This window comes from Arthrobacter sp. 05N33_2, from assembly GCF_056397425.1.
This window is the reverse complement of the sequence record NZ_JBFTNJ010000067.1, coordinates 1-17,618: the sequence shown is the minus strand read 5'-3', so window position 1 is coordinate 17,618 and position 17,618 is coordinate 1. Positions and strand designations below refer to the sequence as shown.

18 protein-coding genes are annotated in these 17,618 nt (G+C 66.0%); 10 read left to right on the top strand and 8 right to left on the bottom strand.

The genetic code is table 11. The features are described 5' to 3' along the window. The first annotated feature begins 140 nt into the window (after positions 1-140). The 7 genes from AC1DHX_RS17680 to AC1DHX_RS17650 all read left to right on the top strand — a co-directional run bounded on the left by AC1DHX_RS17680 (position 141) and on the right by AC1DHX_RS17650 (position 7,220). Positions 141-1,862, top strand: a complete 1,722-nt coding sequence (locus AC1DHX_RS17680; protein ID WP_476858542.1) for an MFS transporter — start codon at positions 141-143, stop codon at positions 1,860-1,862. Positions 1,863-1,916: 54 nt separating this feature from the next. Further along, entirely contained in the window at positions 1,917-3,089 is a 1,173-nt protein-coding gene (locus AC1DHX_RS17675; protein WP_476858541.1) for a cytochrome P450, read from the top strand. Continuing rightward, a complete protein-coding gene (locus tag AC1DHX_RS17670; protein ID WP_476850891.1) occupies positions 3,086-3,280 on the top strand; it encodes a ferredoxin in 195 nt (64 codons plus the stop codon). The genes AC1DHX_RS17675 and AC1DHX_RS17670 overlap by 4 nt, the downstream gene beginning before the upstream one ends. Continuing rightward, entirely contained in the window at positions 3,277-4,539 is a 1,263-nt protein-coding gene (locus tag AC1DHX_RS17665) for an NAD(P)/FAD-dependent oxidoreductase (protein ID WP_476858540.1), read from the top strand. The genes AC1DHX_RS17670 and AC1DHX_RS17665 overlap by 4 nt, the downstream gene beginning before the upstream one ends. Positions 4,540-4,548: 9 nt before the next feature. Beyond that, on the top strand, positions 4,549-5,163 hold the full coding sequence (locus tag AC1DHX_RS17660) for a TetR/AcrR family transcriptional regulator (protein WP_223916318.1): 615 nt from the start codon (positions 4,549-4,551) through the stop codon (positions 5,161-5,163). A gap of 35 nt (positions 5,164-5,198) precedes the next feature. Continuing rightward, positions 5,199-5,672 (top strand): MarR family winged helix-turn-helix transcriptional regulator, encoded by a 474-nt coding sequence (locus tag AC1DHX_RS17655; protein ID WP_476858539.1) that lies wholly within the window; start codon positions 5,199-5,201, stop codon positions 5,670-5,672. A gap of 90 nt (positions 5,673-5,762) precedes the next feature. Beyond that, positions 5,763-7,220 (top strand): MFS transporter, encoded by a 1,458-nt coding sequence (locus tag AC1DHX_RS17650; protein ID WP_476855853.1) that lies wholly within the window; start codon positions 5,763-5,765, stop codon positions 7,218-7,220. A 74-nt stretch (positions 7,221-7,294) separates the two neighbouring features. Here AC1DHX_RS17650 and AC1DHX_RS17645 read toward each other — a convergent pair whose 3' ends face one another. From AC1DHX_RS17645 to AC1DHX_RS17630, 4 genes are all read right to left on the bottom strand, one after another. Continuing rightward, on the bottom strand, positions 7,295-8,053 hold the full coding sequence (locus AC1DHX_RS17645; RefSeq protein WP_476858538.1) for a maleylpyruvate isomerase family mycothiol-dependent enzyme: 759 nt from the start codon (positions 8,051-8,053) through the stop codon (positions 7,295-7,297). Beyond that, complete coding sequence (locus AC1DHX_RS17640) at positions 8,053-8,889, bottom strand: fumarylacetoacetate hydrolase family protein (protein WP_476900301.1); 837 nt, start codon at positions 8,887-8,889, stop codon at positions 8,053-8,055. The genes AC1DHX_RS17645 and AC1DHX_RS17640 overlap by 1 nt, the downstream gene beginning before the upstream one ends. Beyond that, positions 8,889-10,019: a cupin domain-containing protein gene (locus AC1DHX_RS17635; RefSeq protein WP_476858536.1), complete on the bottom strand. Its 1,131-nt coding sequence runs from the start codon at positions 10,017-10,019 to the stop codon at positions 8,889-8,891. The genes AC1DHX_RS17640 and AC1DHX_RS17635 overlap by 1 nt, the downstream gene beginning before the upstream one ends. A gap of 119 nt (positions 10,020-10,138) precedes the next feature. Further along, positions 10,139-10,960 carry an IclR family transcriptional regulator gene (locus AC1DHX_RS17630; protein WP_476858535.1) on the bottom strand — a complete coding sequence of 274 codons (822 nt, stop codon included), beginning with the start codon at positions 10,958-10,960 and terminating at the stop codon, positions 10,139-10,141. Positions 10,961-11,009: 49 nt separating this feature from the next. Between AC1DHX_RS17630 and AC1DHX_RS17625 the strand changes: the two genes are divergently transcribed. Beyond that, a complete protein-coding gene (locus tag AC1DHX_RS17625; RefSeq protein ID WP_476858534.1) occupies positions 11,010-12,335 on the top strand; it encodes an MFS transporter in 1,326 nt (441 codons plus the stop codon). Further along, positions 12,328-13,614 (top strand): FAD-dependent oxidoreductase, encoded by a 1,287-nt coding sequence (locus AC1DHX_RS17620; protein ID WP_476900300.1) that lies wholly within the window; start codon positions 12,328-12,330, stop codon positions 13,612-13,614. The genes AC1DHX_RS17625 and AC1DHX_RS17620 overlap by 8 nt, the downstream gene beginning before the upstream one ends. A gap of 290 nt (positions 13,615-13,904) precedes the next feature. Here AC1DHX_RS17620 and AC1DHX_RS17615 read toward each other — a convergent pair whose 3' ends face one another. After that, positions 13,905-15,002, bottom strand: a complete 1,098-nt coding sequence (locus tag AC1DHX_RS17615) for an AAA family ATPase (RefSeq protein ID WP_476858533.1) — start codon at positions 15,000-15,002, stop codon at positions 13,905-13,907. Between the two features lie 346 nt (positions 15,003-15,348). On the opposite strand from AC1DHX_RS17615, the gene AC1DHX_RS17610 reads away from it, so the two are divergent. Next, positions 15,349-15,816, top strand: coding sequence for a hypothetical protein (locus AC1DHX_RS17610; RefSeq protein WP_230010987.1), 468 nt, complete (start codon positions 15,349-15,351; stop codon positions 15,814-15,816). Between the two features lie 116 nt (positions 15,817-15,932). Here the strand turns inward: AC1DHX_RS17610 and AC1DHX_RS17605 are convergent, their stop codons facing one another. The 3 genes from AC1DHX_RS17605 to AC1DHX_RS17595 form a co-directional block, all read right to left on the bottom strand. After that, positions 15,933-16,058 carry a hypothetical protein gene (locus tag AC1DHX_RS17605; protein ID WP_476858532.1) on the bottom strand — a complete coding sequence of 42 codons (126 nt, stop codon included), beginning with the start codon at positions 16,056-16,058 and terminating at the stop codon, positions 15,933-15,935. Positions 16,059-16,258: 200 nt separating this feature from the next. Continuing rightward, the gene (locus AC1DHX_RS17600) at positions 16,259-16,591 is read right to left on the bottom strand and encodes a hypothetical protein (protein WP_476858531.1); all 333 of its coding nucleotides are present in this window, start codon (positions 16,589-16,591) and stop codon (positions 16,259-16,261) included. A gap of 264 nt (positions 16,592-16,855) precedes the next feature. Beyond that, positions 16,856-17,314, bottom strand: a complete 459-nt coding sequence (locus AC1DHX_RS17595; RefSeq protein WP_476858530.1) for a T6SS immunity protein Tdi1 domain-containing protein — start codon at positions 17,312-17,314, stop codon at positions 16,856-16,858. Positions 17,315-17,618: the final 304 nt, after the last annotated feature.

Here is a 17,618-nt window from a genome sequence, read left to right as displayed (position 1 = left end):
GTTTTCTTGACATCTCGTAAAGATTGATATCAGACTGTGGTGAGCGCCACATCCACCTCCGCCTGCCGGCTCTTGCTCCGGCAGGGCACCAGTCATGGCGCGTCACCGGAGGATCGACCCGGAACAAAGGAGTTTCATCGATGAGTCAGACCATTTCGGTACCGAGCCGCAGCTCGGTGCGAGCCACTTTCATAGCCGCCTACAGCGCGGTCACACTGGCCCAGATCACCAACGCGCTGCCGGGCGCCCTCAGCGGCACGTTCGCCGCGGAATTCCATACTTCAGGCGCGGGCCTGACCTGGATCGCGGGCATGTTCTTGATGGGTATTGTCGTGTTCGAACTCAGCTGGGGCCTCCTGGGCGACCTGTTCGGACGCAAGAAGCTTCTGTACATCGGAGCGGGGGTCAGCATCGTCGGCTCCGTCATGGCTGCGCTGGCGCCGACAACCGAAATGATGATCGCCGCCCAGGCCGTCGGCGGCATCGGGGCGGGCATCCTGTTCCCCATTTCGCTGTCCATGATCGCCGCTATCACCCCGGATCACCGCGCACGGGCGAAGGTCATCGCTACGTGGGCCGGGTTCCTGTCCCTCGGCGCGGTGATCTCCCCAGTGCTCGCTGGCTTCACCGCGCAATTCTTCACGGTGCCGGGTGCTGCGCCGGGTGCGCCGAACGAGTTCAGCGGCTGGCGGGCGGCCTACCTGGTTGCGGCCGCAATTGCCGTGCTCGTACTCCTCGTCGCGCTCCGGGCGAAGGACTCCGCAGCAGCCGAGGGGCGCAAGTTGGACATCCCCGGCCAGATTACGCTCGCGCTCGGACTTATCGCCGTCCTCTACGCCACGGTGACAGCGGTTGATGCCGGCTTCGGCAGCGCCCAGGTGATTGCAAGCTACGTCGCGGGCGGAATCCTCCTGGTCTCCTTCGTCGTCATCGAATCACGCACCGCGCAGCCCCTGATTCACCTGTCGCTGTTCAAGAACAGCGCCTACTCGATCACCGGCATTGTGGCGGTCACCGGCATGTTCGCCTTCCTCGCGATCTGCTTCAGCACCAGCGTCGCCGTCAGTGGACTCGCGCTGGCCGAGACCTGGAAGGTCGGTGTGCTGTTCGTCTTCATCCAGGGCCCGGCATTCGCCTTCATCCCGGTGGTGGGGTGGCTCATCCACCACGTAGCACCGCGCTGGGTGCTCACCGCGGGCTTCGTCTTCATGGCAGTCTCCGGTTTCTGGCTCTCGACATTCGCCCTCGGCACTCCGGAGGCCTTCGGCGGCACCCCTTGGACGGCCTTCATTCCGCCGCTCCTGCTGTTGGGTATCGGATTCGCGCTCACCGTCGGTTCCGTCACCGCTGTTGCCATCAACACCGTCCCGCCCCAGCAGATCGGCATGGCTTCGGCGACGACGAACCTCCTGCGCGACCTCGGCTTCGCCCTCGGCCCCGTTGTCGGCTCAGCCATCGCCTTCGGCATCGGAGCCACGGCCTTCGCGGGTCCCCTTGCCGGGATCCTCGGCGGGGCGGGACTGCCCGCAGAGGCCGTCAGCGGGCTGGCGAACGTGCCGCCGCTGGGCTTCCTCGCCGGCTGGGACGGGGTCATCGCCCAGTTCTCCGGCCAGGCGCTGGCAGGCGGCGCGCCCACCCCGGCGGTCGACGGTATGGTCCAGGCCCTCAACGCCGCACAGCCGCAAATCCAGGGCGTGGCAGGGACCTCACTGGGCCAGGGGTTCCAGGCCGTATACCTCACCGCGGGCATCGCGGCGATCCTCTCCGCCACTCTCACCCTCTTCATCTCTGCACGGTCCTCGGCGCCCGCGCTCGAGGCCATCGCCGAGACCACCGAAGTAAACGCCGAGGCCGCCGTCTAAGCCTGACGGCCTCCGGCACTGACCTGACCACCTACCTTCCGCAAGGAGAACACCGTGACTGCACCCACCGAATCCGGCATCGACATCTGGGACGACGACATCCTGGTCGACCCTTACCCTACCTACGCCGCGCTCCGCGAGCAGGCCGCAGTGGTCCACCTCCCCAAAAACGACCTCTACGTCCTGACGCGCTACGACGTCATCCGCGACGCGCTCGGCGATCCGGAGACCTTCTCGTCCACCAGCATCGGCTTCAACCCCATGGTGAACGAGGCCCTGCAGGGCACCTCCCTTGCCTCCGACCCGCCCGTCCACACCCAGCTCCGCGCCACGCTGTCCCAAAACCTCACCCCCCGGGCGCTCCGCGGCCTGAAAGTCGTCATCGACGAAAAGGCTGACAAGCTCGTCGCCGAGCTTGCCGCCAGCGGCAGCTTCGAGGCCATCGATTCCCTGGCCCGGGCCTTCCCGATCGAAATCGTTGCCGACCTCATTGGCTTCCAGGGACACGTCAAGGACAACATGCTGCGCTGGGGCCAGGCCGCGATGCAGGTCCTCGGCCCGCTGAACCAGCGCACCCAGGAGAGCTTCCCGATCGCCGGCGAGCTCTACGGCTGGTGCTCGTCGGTCACCGCAGAAGACCTCACACCCGGCTCAATCGGCCGAGGTATTTTCGATGCCGAGACACGCGGCGACATTCCCCAGGGTTCTGCGGGGCACATCATCCACCAGTACCTGGGAGCGGGCGTTGACACGACAATCGCGTCAATCGGGAACATCATTGCGCTGTTCGGCCGCCACCCCGAGCAGTTCGACCTGGTCCGGAAGAACCCGGACCTGGTCCCCGCAGCGTTCGCCGAAGTGCTGCGCTACTGGGCCCCGGTCCACATCTGGGGCCGCAAGGCAATGCGCGACGTGGAGATCGAGGGCGTCACGATTCCCGCAGGGGCCCAGGTGGGCATCCTCTTTGGGGCCGGCAACCGCGACCCGCGGCACTACGGGGATCCCGACACCTTCAACGTGATGCGGAACCCGGTGGACCACCTGTCCTTCGGCTACGGACCGCACGGCTGCGCCGGCCAGGGCCTGGCGAAACTGGAAGCGCATGCGATTATTGAGGCGCTTGCCCGCAGGGTGAGAACGCTGACGATCTCCGATGAGGTCCGGGAGCCGAGCAACATCACGCGGAGCCTCGAGTCGCTCCAGGTCGCCAAGGTGGTGGCAGCATGAGGATCGAACTTGACCGGCCGCGCTGCGAGGGTCACGGCCTCTGCGAAGAGGCCGCGCCCCGGCTGATGCACCTCGACGATGAAGGCGAGCTGGTACTCGACGTCCCGGACGTGGAAGGGGCTGACCTGGACGCCGCGAAGGCGGCGGTAAGGGTCTGCCCGGTTGCCGCACTGCGATTGGCCGCGGCATGACGATGCGAAAGATCGTGGTGGTCGGCAACGGCATCGCCGGGCTCACGGCCTGCGACTCACTGCGCTCGGCCGGCTTCGACGGCGAGCTCACCGTTGTGGGCGCGGAGCGCCACCAGCCCTACAGCCGGCCGGCCCTCTCCAAGGCGCTGCTGCACGCTGTCGACGGGCAAAGCGACGGGAACAGCGACGGCGGACTCCAACCCCATGTGCTCCCCGAGCCGACCCACGAAGCAACGGAGCTGCTCGGAGTCAGCGCCACGGGCCTGGACGTCGGGGCCCGGCTGGTGCGCCTGGACGAGGGAGGGGAGCTGCCGTATGACGGCCTCGTCATCGCTTCGGGTTCCCGGGCAAAGCGACTCGGGGCGGGTGCGCAAGAGACGCAGAAGAAGGGAACAGCCGGACCGCAACGGGACGGCTCCCACCGGGAACTCACCCTGCGCACCATCGAGGATGCGATCCTCCTCAAGGAACGCGTCGCATCGCGCCCGTCGGTTATCGTGATCGGCGGCGGAGCGCTGGGCATGGAGGTCGCGTCCGGTTGCGTGCACGTGGGCTGCGAGGTCACCCTCGTCTCCGACGGCAAGCCCCTGGCGCGTCAGCTCGGCGACCATCTGGCGGACATCTTCACCGCCGCCGCCATCCGGCGCGGACTGCGCGTGGTTGGCGGCGGGAAGGCCCGGCTTGTCGATCACGGTGCCGGGGCAAAGGTCGTCCTGGCCGACGGCACCGTGCTGGAGGCTGACCTGGTGGTCACCGCCATCGGCGATGAGCCGAACATCGGCTGGCTCGCCGGCTCGAACCTTCTCGTCGACGGAGAGCTGCGGGTCGATTCGCGCGGCAGGCTCCGGCCGGACATCGTCGCCGCCGGCGATGTGGCGTCCTTCCCGACCCGCCGCGGGGTGGAACGGGTGCCCCTCTGGACCAGCGCCATCGACCAGGCCAGGGTCGCCGGCGTCGGCCTCCTGAAGGGTGACGCGGCGCCCGAGTTCGACTTCCAGCCCTACTTTTGGACGGAGGGCTTCGGCCTCTCGCTCAAGTCGGCGGGCTTCGCGCCGGCTGTCGGGCCTCCCGACTACTGCGAGCCCGGCGGGGGCGCGGGCTCGATGCTGCTTCGCTGGGACAACACGGACGGTTCCGGCACCGCCGCCGCGCTTAACTACCGAATCCCCGTCCCCAAGCTGCGCCGGTTCGCCGACGCCGGTCCGGCCGCGCTGCGTGCGGCGCGCCCGCTCGAACCTGACGCCGCACAACACCGTTAGGATTGATCCATGTCGTCGTTGCGAGAAGCCCAGAAGCAGCTGACCCGCGACGTGATCGTCGAACGGGCGCTGGAGCTCTTCACCGAGAAGGGCTACGCCGCGACGACGATCGATGAGATCGCCGCTGCGGCCGGTACCACCCGGGTGACTTTTTACGCCTATTACCCCACGCGCAGCGACCTGATGCGGGACTTCATGGCCCGCGTCAACGCCGTACTGGACCGCGCGGCCGGCCCCGAACGGGGATCGACCGCGGCCGAGCTCGTCGACGTCGTGCGTGCGGGCGAACTGGCGGGCATCCTGGCCTGGCTGGAGTCGCGGGCGGCGCTCTGGCCGGTCTTCCGCCCGTACCTCGACGTGCTCGAGGAGGCCGCCGCCATCGATCGCGAAGTGCGCGCCTTGGTCGAGGGATGGCATGAAGAGGTCATCTCGGACCTCGTGCGCGGAATGGAGCTGGCAGGGCGCTTCCCGGAGGAGACGCACCACATTCGCGGCACCCTGGCCTTCACCTCGCTCGACTACGTGGCCACGCTCTGGACCCGACGGAAGTTTGAACCAAACCGGGAACACGCCCTCGAGGTGCTCGCCGATAACTGGTATCACCTGCTCTGCGACGAGGGCTAAGCCTGCCCTCGCAGACGGACGCCTATGCTTATGGAATGGAAAGTATTGGCGCAGGCGAAGTGCTGGACGAGGCAGTCGACCACCGGGCCCTGGCCGTCGCCGTGATCGACATCTCCGCCGACGTCCGGCGGAAGTCGCACAATGACACCGGCGTCCGGCCGCTGTCCAACGGCGTCCTGGARATCCTCCGCGTCATCGAAAGCCACCCCGGCATCACCGTCGCGGAAGTCGCTTCCCGTCTGGGGCGGCAGTTCAGCAACGTCAGCGTCCAGCTGCGTGAGCTGGTCGCCGCCGGCCTCGTCACCCGGATCCGCGACGCCGCGGACAAGCGCTACGTCGCCCTCCACCCCACGGCCGAATCCCAGCGGATCAAGGCGCTCCTGGAGGGTGCCTGGGCGGAGGCGATGGAGTCGGCAAGTTCCCGGCTGCTGCCTGAAGAGCGCGAGCAAATTGCCGCCAGCCTCCCGGCCCTGCAGCGCCTCGCCTCGATACTCTCCGAACCCGAGTAACCCACATCACCCCCTGCAACGGTCATGACCCGTCGCCCCCGATAGTTATACTTTTATAAGTATTACTACTTTGGAGGATGGGACATGGGTATGGCAACGCAGTTGGAAGAGGCAGTCGTCCGGCGGGGGAGCAGGCCAGGGAAACGCTGGTGGGCGCTGGTGTTCCTCGCCCTCGCGCAGTTCATGGTGGTGCTGGACGGCACGATCGTGAATCTGGCGCTTCCGCGCCTCCAGCTCGAGATGGGGATCAGCGACTCGACCCGCTCCTGGGTGGTCACGGCCTACGCGCTGGCCTTCGGTGCCTTCCTGCTGCTCGGCGGACGCATCGCAGACTTCTGGGGCCGCAAGCGGACGTTCCTTGTGGCCGCCGTCGGCTTCGCCTCCGCGTCCCTGGTCGGCGGCATCGCGCAGCAGCCCTGGGAGCTGATCGGCGCCCGAGCGCTGCAGGGCGTGTTCGCTGCGCTGCTGGCCCCGGCAGCCTTGGCGCTGCTGACCGTCGCCTTTCCGGTCGGAAAGGACCGCGGCACGGCGTTTGCGATTTTCGGTTCCATTACCGGCGTCGGCGCGGCCGCCGGTGTCCTGCTGGGCGGGTTTTTGACCGAACACGTGAGCTGGCGCTGGTGCTTCTTCGTAAATGTGCCGATTGCCGCCATCGCCCTCTTCGGCGTGTGGTCCCTGGTCAGTGAAAGCAAGGCCCAGGGGTCCACCAAGTACGACTGGCCCGGGGTCATTCTGGCAGCCCTCGGCCTGGGATCCCTTGTCTACGGCTTCACCAACGCCGAGCACGGCTGGGGTGCCCCCGAAGCCTGGGGCTTCATTGCCGGCGGCGCAGTTCTCCTGGCACTCTTCGTCCTGGTCGAGACGAAAGTCAGGCATCCGCTCCTGCCGCTGCGCGTGGCCACCGAACGAAACCGCGCGGCCGCCTTCCTGGCGTCGTTCCTTTCCGGCGCTGTCCTCATTGGCGGCATCCTGTTCATCAACTTCTACATCCAGATCGTGCTGGGCTTCGCTCCGTTCCTCGCCGGGCTGGCTTCGCTGCCGATGACCGTTGCGGTAATCATCACGGCAGCGCTCGTCGCGAAGAACCTGCCGAAACTGGGGGCCAAAATCCCGACGGCCGCGGGGCCGGTCTTCATGGCGGCTGCGATGCTGTGGCTCACCCGGGTCAGCGCCCAGGGCAGCTACTTCGTCAACATGCTTCCCGCCCTGCTTCTGCTTGGCATCGGGCTGGGCATGGTGTTCGTGCCCATGCAGAACCTTGCCCTGTTCGGCGTGGACAAGGATGACTCCGGTGTGGCCAGTGCGTTGGTCAACGCCTCGCAGCAGATCGGCGGCTCCCTTGGCATCGCCTTGTTCAGCACTATCGCCGCAGCAGCCACGGCCGGTGGCGCGACGCTGTCGGCCCTCTCTGCAGGCTATGCCATGGTGTTTCTCTGGGCCGCAGGCGTCGCGATCCTGATTGCCCCGGTAGCCCTGCTGCTCATCAACATCGACCGCGAGACGTTCACCGGATCAGCTGGCGACACTCCAGTCGTGCACCCGGGCTGAGCCAACCAGGCACGAAAAGCGGAAGGCCCCCTCGCCGAGGGGGCCTTCCGCTTTTACGGCCGTTTAGCCAGTGCTCAAATCCACTTCGGGGCGGCTGGAACCGTCCCGTCGTTCGCTTCAGTGCCGGGCCCGGTGGCGGTGACGCCGCCATTGCCGCGTCCGGCGGCCCATTCGACGACGGCGGCCAGCGGTCCGGAGACCACGGTGGGGGTCGCCGTCGCCGTGTCCCCGAACGTCAGGTCGCGGTCGGTGACCGCGACGACGAGGCCTTGATCGGTGCCGCGGGTGTGCCAGGCGCCGGTAATGTCCGTCAGGAGCCGTTCCAGCACCGGTGCCGGGATGTCGGCGAAGCTCGCGCCGTTGGCGAGGTCGACGGCGTGCATCCAGACTTCGCGGCTGCGCATCCACACCGTTTCCGTGGCGGGCACTTCCCGGCCCTGGATGGTGCGGACTTTGTGGTGCCAGGCGCCCCCCGGCAGGTCGCGCCATTCGACGTTCAGGTGCACGGCGGAGTGGTCGAAAAGGTGCCGGAGCGCGATCGGGCTCAGCGTGGCGCCGAAGTCGATCTCGTGGTCCCGGACCTCCGTGGACGGGTACATCGGGGTCTCTACCCCGGTGGCAGCCCATTCGATGAGCCGGGCGATGGCCCGGGCGTTGTAGCCGATGTGCGCGGTGATGTGGCGGCGGGCCCAGCCCGGCAGCAGCGAGTCGCCGTCGAGTTCCGCGTCGGAGAGCTCGTTGAGCTTGCGGGCGAAGAACGCCGTGCCGCGCCGTGCCTGCAGCAGCGCCGCGAGCAGTTCTGGGTCCGTCGTCTGGTCCTGGCGGGCAACCATCAGGCTTCCTTGATGACGCGGTTCTTCAGCTGGCCCAGTCCCTCGATGGTGGTGACCAGGATCTGGCCTTCCTGCAGGTAGCGCTTCGGGTCCTGGGCGTGGCCCACGCCGCCCGGGGTGCCGGTTGCGATCACGTCGCCCGGGTTCRGCGTGATGATCGTGGAAATGTAGGACACCAGGAACTCCGGGGTGAACACGAGGTCACCGGTCGGGGTACTCTGCTGGACTTCGCCGTCGACCGCGGAGGTCATCAGCGGCCCGGCGGTGAACTCGTCCTTGGTGACCAGGGCGGGGCCGAACGGGGTGGACTTCTCCCAGGTCTTGCCCTGCAGCCACTGGATGGTGCGGAACTGGTAGTCGCGCATGGACACGTCGTTCAGGACGGCGTAGCCGGCGATGTGGTCCGCGGCGTCGGCTTCGCTGATCCGGCGGCCCTTTTTGCCGATCACGACGGCGAGTTCGGCTTCCCAGTCGACGGCGTCGGATTCCTGCGGCAGCGCCAGGTCATCGTTGGGGCCGATCAGGGATTCCTGGTACTTGGCGAACAGGGTGGGGAACTCGGGGACTTCCCGGCCCATTTCCTTGATGTGGTTGCGGTAGTTGTGGCCCACGCAGATGATCTTGCCGGGGGAGGGCACGACGGCGTCCAGGTCGGCGCCCTCGAGAGGGTGCGTGGCGCCGGCCGCCGCCTTAGCGGTTGCTTCCCAGTCCTGGGTGCGGAGCAGTTCTCCGACGTCGGCAAAGCCGTCGATCTCGGTCAGGGTGTCGCCGTCCTGGCGGACAGCCTTATTAACTGTTTTGTCTCCAACAGAGGTGCGGAGGGTGAGGAGTCTCATTACTTGTTGCGTCCTTCGATGTAGGTGCGGTTGAAGTTCAGCCGTTCAAAAATGGGGGCGTCACTGAAGCGGAACAGATCAAACTGGGTTCCGGCCTGCAGCGACCATTCCTGCCAGGACGGGACCACGAAGAGGTCGCCCTTGGCCAGGGTCCGGGTTTCGCCGTTGAGGACCACCGAGCCGGAGCCTTCAAAGACCTGCCAGACGCTGGAGCCCACCTCGCGGACCGCTTCGGTGCTGGCCCCGGCGCGGAGCCGGTGGAATTCGGCGCGGATGGTCGGCATCACGTCCCCGCCGGTGGTGGGGTTGGTGTAGCGGACGGCGGCGTGGCCCTGGGACACAGTGGCCGGATGGCCCTCGTCCTCGAGCAGCAGCTGCTCGGACAGGGCACGGTCCGTGTGTTCCCAGCGGTAGGCCGCGATGGGGGAGCTCGTGGTGTCATCCAGGCCCGACAGCGGGCGCAAGCCCGGGTGCGCCCAGAGCCGCTCGGAGCGGGAGATGTTCGGGGTGGCCTCGTCGGTGACGCGCTCGGTGCCGAATTCGAAGAAGCCGGCGTCAGCGTAGTGCACGAACGGGATGTCCAGGCCGTCGATCCAGGCCATCGGCTCATCGGTGTCGTTGTGGTGCCCGTGGAAGTTCCAGCCCGGGGTCAGCAGGAAGTCGCCGCGGGACATCCGCACCGGGTCCCCGTTCACCACAGTCCAGACCCCTTCGCCCTCGACGACGAAGCGGAAGGCGTTCTGCGAGTGCCGGTGCTCGGGCGCCGTTTCGCGGGCGCCGAGGTACTGGATGGCTGCCCACAGCGTGGGGGTGGCGTACGGCGTCCCGGCCAGGCCGGGATTGGCCAGGGCGATGGCCCGGCGTTCCCCGCCCCGGCCCACCGGGACCAGATCGCCGGCACGGGCAGCCAGCGGGTACAGGTCGCTCCACCGCCAGACGTGGGGGACCGCCCTGGGGGTCGGGACCATCGGCATGAGGTCTGCGATCTCGGTCCACAGCGGGATCAGGTTTTCGCGGTCAAAATCCCGGTACAGCTCCTTGAGCTGGGCAGCTTCTTCGGGCGTCGGCTCCGGAGCAGTGTGCCCCGCGGCCACTGATTCGTGAGTCGTGTTCTCGGCGCTGATGGACACGTGGGCCTCCTCGGTAGGTCAGRACAGTTCGTTGGCGTAGTTCGACTCTACGGATGCCGGCGTGTGACCCCCAACATATTCTGCTGGTCAGAATTCCCGGAACCGGGCTCCCGCGGCGCTCAGTCCGGCTCGGCCGGGTTGGCCGCGATGTCGATCTCCAGCTGCCGGCAGGTTTCCCGCAGGGCGGGGACCAGCCCGGCGTCAAACACGCGGCGGAAGCGGGTCGCGGGGGTGGCGACGCTGAGTGCGCCGACCACGTGCCCGTGCCGGTTGTGCAGGGCCATCCCGAGCGCGCTCACGCCCTCTTCCGTGCCTTCGAAATTGGCCGCGAATCCGTTGCTGCGGACGGATTCAAGCTCACGCAGGAACGCCGGGTACTCCGCGGCCGCAATGGTGTCCCCGCCAATTTCGGCATTGTTGCTGCGAAAGAGCTGGTCGATCATCGGCGGTTCCAGTTCGGCGAGCATGGCCTTGCCTCCGGAAGTTTTGTTGGCGGCCATCACCGTCCCCTGCCGGTCACCAACCCGCAGCACATTGTTCCCTTCCACCGTCGCCAGAAAGCGCACTTTCGTCCCCACCCGCACCATGAGGTTCACCGTCTCGTTGAGCCGTGCAGAGAGAAGCTCCATGTGCGGCTGGGCCAGGGATCGGAGCAGCCGGGTCCAGCTCAGGCCGGCCGGCCCGACGCCCATTGCCGGGCCGGGGACATAGCGGCGGGTTTCATCCTGCACGGCGAATCCCCGGTAGACCAACATCGCCAGCAGGCGGTGGGCGGTGGACGGCGCCACGCCCAGCTCCTCGGCGGCGTCCTTGAGCCGGAGTGCTCCGCCGTCGCGGAGCAGCTGGAGGAGCTGCAGCGCGTTGTCCACCGCCTCGATGGAATAGGTGGGCCGTTTCTGGACGGGCTTGCGGGCCGCACTGGCGGATGGGTTGTTCTGCACATCAGAATTGTATTGTGGTTCACCTGCGGCGGCTAGGACAGTGAGTGGCATGAATCACACACAATCTGTTGCAGTGCCGCAACGGTCTTCGCCGGGGGCCCCTGCCCCCTCAACCGTTGGTGGGCCCGCATCGCGGTTCTCCAAAGGCTCGGCAGCCGCCGTCCTGGTCTGCTGGCTGTTGGTGGTCTTCGATGGCTACGACCTGATCGTCTACGGCACGGTCCAGTCCTCCCTGATCTCCGAGACCGGATGGGGGCTGACCAAGGCCACCGCCGGGACCATTGGTTCCATGGCTTTCGTCGGCATGATGATCGGGGCGATCTTCGCCGGCCGGATGGCCGACTCGTGGGGCCGCCGCCGCACCATCCTGGGTTGCGCCATCGTCTTTTCGATTTTCACCATCCTCTGCGCCTTCGCCCCCAATGCGGCCGCCTTCGGGGGGCTGCGGCTCTTGGCGGGCATCGGGCTCGGTGGCCTGGTGCCCTCGGCGAACGCCCTCGTTGCCGAACTGGTCCCCACTAAGTGGCGGTCCACCATCGCCACCCTGATGATGTCCGGCGTCCCGATCGGCGGGTCCATCGCCGCCCTCGTCGGCATCCAGCTGATCCCTGCCTTCGGCTGGGAGTCCATGTTCCTCGTGGCCGTGCTCGCACTGATGATCGTGGTGCCTCTCGGACTGAAATACCTGCCCGAGACGCTGGCCCCGGTCAGTGCCGCGGACAGGGGAACTCGCAACCTCAAAGAGCCGATCGGCTTCAAGTCCCTGCTCCGCGCCCCTTACCTGGGGGTGAGCCTGCTGTTCGCCCTCGCGACGATCGCTACCCTGTTCGCCTGGTACGGGCTGGGAACCTGGCTGCCCAACCTCATGCAGCTGGCCGGCTACAACCTGGGCTCCGCCCTGACCTTCGCCCTGGCCCTCAACCTGGGTGCGGTGGCCGGCTCGGTGATCACGGCCTGGGCCGGGACCCGCTTCGGTCCGATTCCGACGGCGATCGCCGCGGCCGCCGTCGCCGCCGGCGCTCTCATGGTCCTGGTTGCGGGACCGCCGGTCACCGTCGTGTACCTCATGCTGGTCCTCGCCGGCGTCGGCACCCACGGCACGCAGTGCCTCATCATCGCCGCCGTCGCGAGCCACTATCCCGGGCACCTGCGCGGGACCGCGCTGGGCTGGGCACTCGGGACCGGCCGCATCGGCGCCGTCGCCGCACCCCAGATCGGTGGCCTCCTGCTGGCTGCCGGACTGGGCGTCAATTCCAATTTCCTGGCCTTCGCCGGTGCAGCCGCGATAGCAGCGGTCCTGCTGGCCGCCGTCGGGCTCAAACTCAAATCAAAACTCTCAACCTCCCCTTCACTAACAGGAGCAAGCAATGTCTGAGCACGTCCCGTCCACCAGTTTCCTGTCCACCGACGGCCGGTCCACCGATGTCCTCGTCATCGGAGGGGGAATGGCCGGATTGGCCGGAGCCCTCGCGCTGCGGGAAAGCGGCGCCGACGTCACCCTCGTGGAGCGGGCGCCCGAATTCGGCGAGGTCGGCGCTGGGCTGCAGATGGCGCCCAACGCCTCCCGCGTCCTGAAACGCTGGGGCCTGCTGGACAAGGCCTTGGAGATTGGCGTCCAGCCCAAGCACCTGGTCTTCCGCGACGCCGTCACCGGCGAGGAGCTCACGCGCCAGAGCCTCGGCGGGGAATTCGAGGAACGCTACGGTGCGCCCTACGTGGTGATCCACCGCAGCGACCTGCACCGGGTCCTGCTCGAGGGCTGCGAAGCGGCGGGCGTGAAACTGGTCAACGATGTCATGGTCGAGAGCGTGGAGACCGTGAACGGCAGGGGAGTGGCCCACACGGCCGCCGGCGTGGACTACGAGGCCGACGTCGTCATCGGCGCCGACGGGCTCAAGTCCACCCTGCGCCCGCTCGTTGCCGGCGACGAGCCGGTCCCCTCGGCCTACGTCGCCTACCGCGGCACCGTGCCCATTACCGAACACACACCCAAAGCGGACCTCGAGGACGTCATTGTCTACCTCGGACCGGACTGCCACCTCGTGCAGTACCCGCTGCGCAAGGGCGAGCTGCTGAACACCGTGGCCGTTTTCAAGTCCGCCTCCTTTGAGCGCGGCGAGGAGCAGTACGGGGGAGTCGACGAGCTCGAGGCCGCGTACAAGGACTGCGTCCCCGCCGTCCAGGCTGCGCTGAAAAACCTGGGCACCAGCATGCGCTGGCCCATGTACGACCGCGATCCGATCGAAAACTGGGTGGCCGGCCGCATGGTGCTGATGGGCGACGCCGCGCACCCGATGTTGCAGTACCTGGCCCAGGGCGCCTGCCAGGCGCTCGAGGACGCGGCAGTGCTGCAGGACGTCACCACCGGCACCGTGTTCACCGCCGACGGCGTCAACCCCGCGGCCTGGGACGGCGCGATCAAGGAATTCAACAACCTCCGCGCCGGCCGCACCGCCAGGGTCCAGCGCAGCGCCCGCGTCYGGGGCGAATCCTGGCACGTCTCCGGGCTGGCCCGGACGCTGCGCAACCTGCTCTTCAAGAGCCGGATGGACAACGATTTCCGGTACAACGACTGGCTGTACGGCCAGGACGGCGCCGGCGTGCCGGCGGCCCGCGCGGCACACTCCGACATGGCGGACAAGATCTCCGCCTAATCCGGGCTCCGGGCGAGGCTCCGTCCTTGGGTGACCCGTTACGAGCTCCGGGCGAGGCGCCGTCCTTGGGTGACCCGTTACGAGCTCCGGGCCGGCTTCTTCAAGGAGCCGGCCCGGAGCTTCTTCAGTCATGATCCAGTGCAGACTTTCCGCCGATTCCTGGATGTTGTCGACGCACGGTGTTCGTCAACGGCAAGAATTCTCGGTCCCCTAGGCTGTGCTACGTCCGCGGCCCCGCCGGAATCATCATCGGGCTGGTCGAGGAGCTCCGCTGACGTCATGTCACTGCTTCAGGCCGACGCTGTTTCGCGGAGGTATTGGCGGAGCCCGGGGATTGCGAAGTCCACCCTGCCGTAGCCGGCTGACTCGATCAGTCCCGCGGCGATGAGTCTCTTTCGGTACTTGGACACCACGTTGGGCTTGGCTGTCATGATGTTTCCGATCAGGCCCGCTGCCGATGGTCCATCCTGAAGGGCCATGGCGTCGAGGAACTCGCGGTCCTTGTCCGAGATATCCGACAGTGCTGACTCGACGACTACTAATGTGTTTCGTCTTTGGGCGGCGGTGATGGCGCTGTGCACGCTGCTCTCATCCAGGTTCCAGTTGGCCTTTCCCGCCTCCAGCCAGAGGTAGTAGCCCACAAGCTGAATAAGGAAGGGGTAGCCCTCGGTAGCCTCCGCGGCTTCACTGACGAGGCCGGGGGAGACGCCTATTCCTCCCTCACTGAAGAGCTCGCTGTAGGATGCGGTGACTTCGGCGATGGCTGCCTCGTGGAGATTGATCCTGTCGGCGCGTCGCAGGAAGGTCGCCACTCCTTCATTGAGGAGGTCGGAGACGGCGGATGGCAGGCCGGCGAAGATGAGGCCGATGGGCAGTCCGTCGCGGATGAAATGCTGCACTTCAGCGGCCAGTTGGGAAATTTCTGTGCGGTCGACCGCATGTATCTCGTCGATGGTGATAACGAGTCCTGTACCTTTTGCGTCCAACAGCCGCAGAAGGTCGTTCCCGGTCCGCCGCCAGTCGGCACTCCGTTCCTGGGGGAGTTGCGTTGTTAGTCCGAACCCTGCCGCCGAGAATGCTGTGATTTTCCGTGTTGGGGGCCCGTCTCCGAGCTCCTCGACAAGCCGAAGCATGTCGTCGCCGATTCCGGCGAGGAAACCGGGGTTTGCTGTTCGGGAGATAACCGCCCAGCCGTGAGTCCCTGCGATCCGTTCCGCGGCGCTCAGCATGACTGTCTTGCCGATGCCTCTGGATCCGGTGATGATGGTCAAAAGCCCGGGTGCTCCCGAGCCTTGCTGCAGGCCGTACTCGAATTCATCCAAGAGCCCGGCCCGCCCAATCAAGTCCGGCGGTGTGGCTCCTGCGGTGGGCTTGAACGGGTTCCGCACCGGGACCTCCAGGGTGAAAGTAGGTGAAAGTGGTGAAAGTGGTGAATTTGGGGCCAGCCTACCACCCTTGACACCCCGGCCAGAAGCTGCGGCGAAGCGGCCTGAGTGAGAGCCGGCGGGGGAGTACGCCCGTCGGTACACTTCGGAAGAATTGGCCTGATGGCCTGTTTGCCGCTGATCGAGTCGGGGCGTTAGCTTGACTGACCCGCAGGAGGTTGGGTGACGCCTCGGAGCCACGCCACTTCACCACGCCGCAAGTTACGTCAACCTGCGAACGGGTGTAACCCTCACGGCTAAAAACAACGACTAAGCCCGAGCACTGACCTGGGGCAGTTAGTCTGACCTCGTGCATGAGAGAAAGTGGCCGTTACTGATCGGCCGGATCTGTCTGGCAATTGTCAGCGCGGGCCTCCTGGTATTCGGCGCGATTGTCGCTGCCGTTCCGATGGGCGCAGACGTGGGGCTGTATCGGGCGAACGGTCTCGCCTCGTTCGGGCTGGGACTTTTTGGTGGCCTTATCGTGCTCGTGCCATATCGGCGAGGCGAACCGTGGGCGTGGTACGCACTTTGGTTCTACCCGCTGTTCTGGGCCGCCCACCTGATTGGTCAGCTTCCGCCGGGTACTGACCATATCCACCAGGTCGTCTTCATCGCTCTTTCGTTGACCGGGCTCTTACTGCCGGCTCGGGCTTTCTTTCCTCCCGCAGAGAGTTCAGACCTCGGTGACGAAGATGCCGCCGCCCAGAGCAACATTTCGGCCAGCCTTCCTCCACCTCAAGGCCCGGTCCAGGGCCTCCCACCGCACAAGATCTAAACGCCGATAATCAACATTATGTCAAGTTGAATCAATCCAAGTGCAGAATCTGCAGATTAGGACCCGGTGATACGCACTCCCCGGTTTCGACTGACTGGACGCCGAAGTCCTCGCCGTTACAGGGATCCGGGCCCGTCCGGCGCCGCGCCGGGCAACAGCCCGGGCGTGTAAAGGTCAACTGGTTCGAGGTACCGTGCAGCTAGAACTGGACCGTCGATGATGCCGACGGGTTCTTCGCCCATGAGCGCTCGATCCTGAATCTGGCGTTCACCCGGGCAGAGCTGCAAGGCGTCTTCGATCTGGCCGACCTCGAAGTTGAACGGGTCCTGGCCTCGGGACGTAGGGCCAATCGATCGGCGGAACCGGGGGCAGAGTTCGACGAATATGATTCTCCCCCGGGGCGGCTTATCTGCCCCTGCCGATTTGGTCTTCCCGGGGCGGCTTATCTGCCCCTGCCTATTTGGTCTTCGGGGTCTTCTGGGTCCAGGGGAAGACCCGCCGCGATACGCCGCCGGTCCTCCGCGGCCGATGTCCGGACGCGCTTCAACCGGAGCCCTCCCCGAACCAGGAAAAAGCCGGCCACAAGCATAACGAAGGCCACCATAGCTGCCGCCCAGTAGGTGCTCGGATCATTAGCTTTGGGTTGGAACACGACGGCCAAGATGATGGCTACCAGCATCGTGAGATTGGCGATTTTCAAGGGCCCGAGCATGGAGTAGACGGACTGCCACGTCGCCTTGCTGGGCCTAGCCCTGCCGGTTCCCTCAACGTCCATGCGGAATTTTCCCCCAGTGTTTCTCACCGTGAGCGTACCTGTCGCTGCTAGGCAGGGGAAGGCATGAAACAGCTCCCGCATGGGATTCCCATTAGACGCCTTGCTGCTAGCATCCGGCTTCCCTGGCCGCCCAACGTTGACGAATAGGACTCAGAACAGTAGGTCACTTTCCCGCTTGTAGTCTGCATCTCCTCAGATGCATCAAGCAGCCCCTCTCCACCGACCGTTCGGGCCACGCAGCCAAAGCGTCTTCGTACATCGCCTTTAGGCCAGGGATATTCCGCTAATCGGTGTTCCGGGGGGAAGAGTTCGGACCTGATTGTGAATCTGGCCAGCAATGTTCAGGGTCACGACAAAATCGCCTAACTCGACGTTGCTAAGTTCGGTTGGACCTCCGAGAACTGGTGGTATGCAAAAACCGTAGATTTCGGCCTCGCCCGGTTGGAGGCCCGCGTTCTCTGCCTGGTCGGCCAAACCGACCATGAGGTACTCGGCTTGCCCCTCGCGAGAGTTCAGTACCGCGATCAGGTCACCCTCGCTCGACCACAGCCGAGAAAGTTCACCGGCAATGACGTCGAGGAACCAGAATCCRCTCTCCGTCTGCAAGAACACGTCTCCGAATGGCGAAGTGAAAAGCGGACGCTTGTCGGCAAGATCGAGGAACGTCCAGGACTCGAGAGCATCGGCATAGAGAGCCGGCGGGAATCGACGAAGAGGTTGCATAACGTGACATTAGCGGAGACACTCGCTGCCCACGTGCGAAATTCCCAGAAGTTGGGAGCTATTCGATATCAAATACGCTCGAACTTGATCGCAGAGATGCCAGTAGGCGGCATGTAAGGACGAACTAGGGTTCATGGCAAGAACTTGGCCTCCCCGTCGGCCTCCGTTTCGGGCGTCCGGGCCGCCTCGGGAAACGCCATGTCAATTTCTCGTCCCTTGACTGGGGTATGGGCGTGAATCGTGGCCGCCAAATTCATCAGCAGAGGCCAAAGACAACCTAGGTCTGGAAGCCTATGCTCGGTTC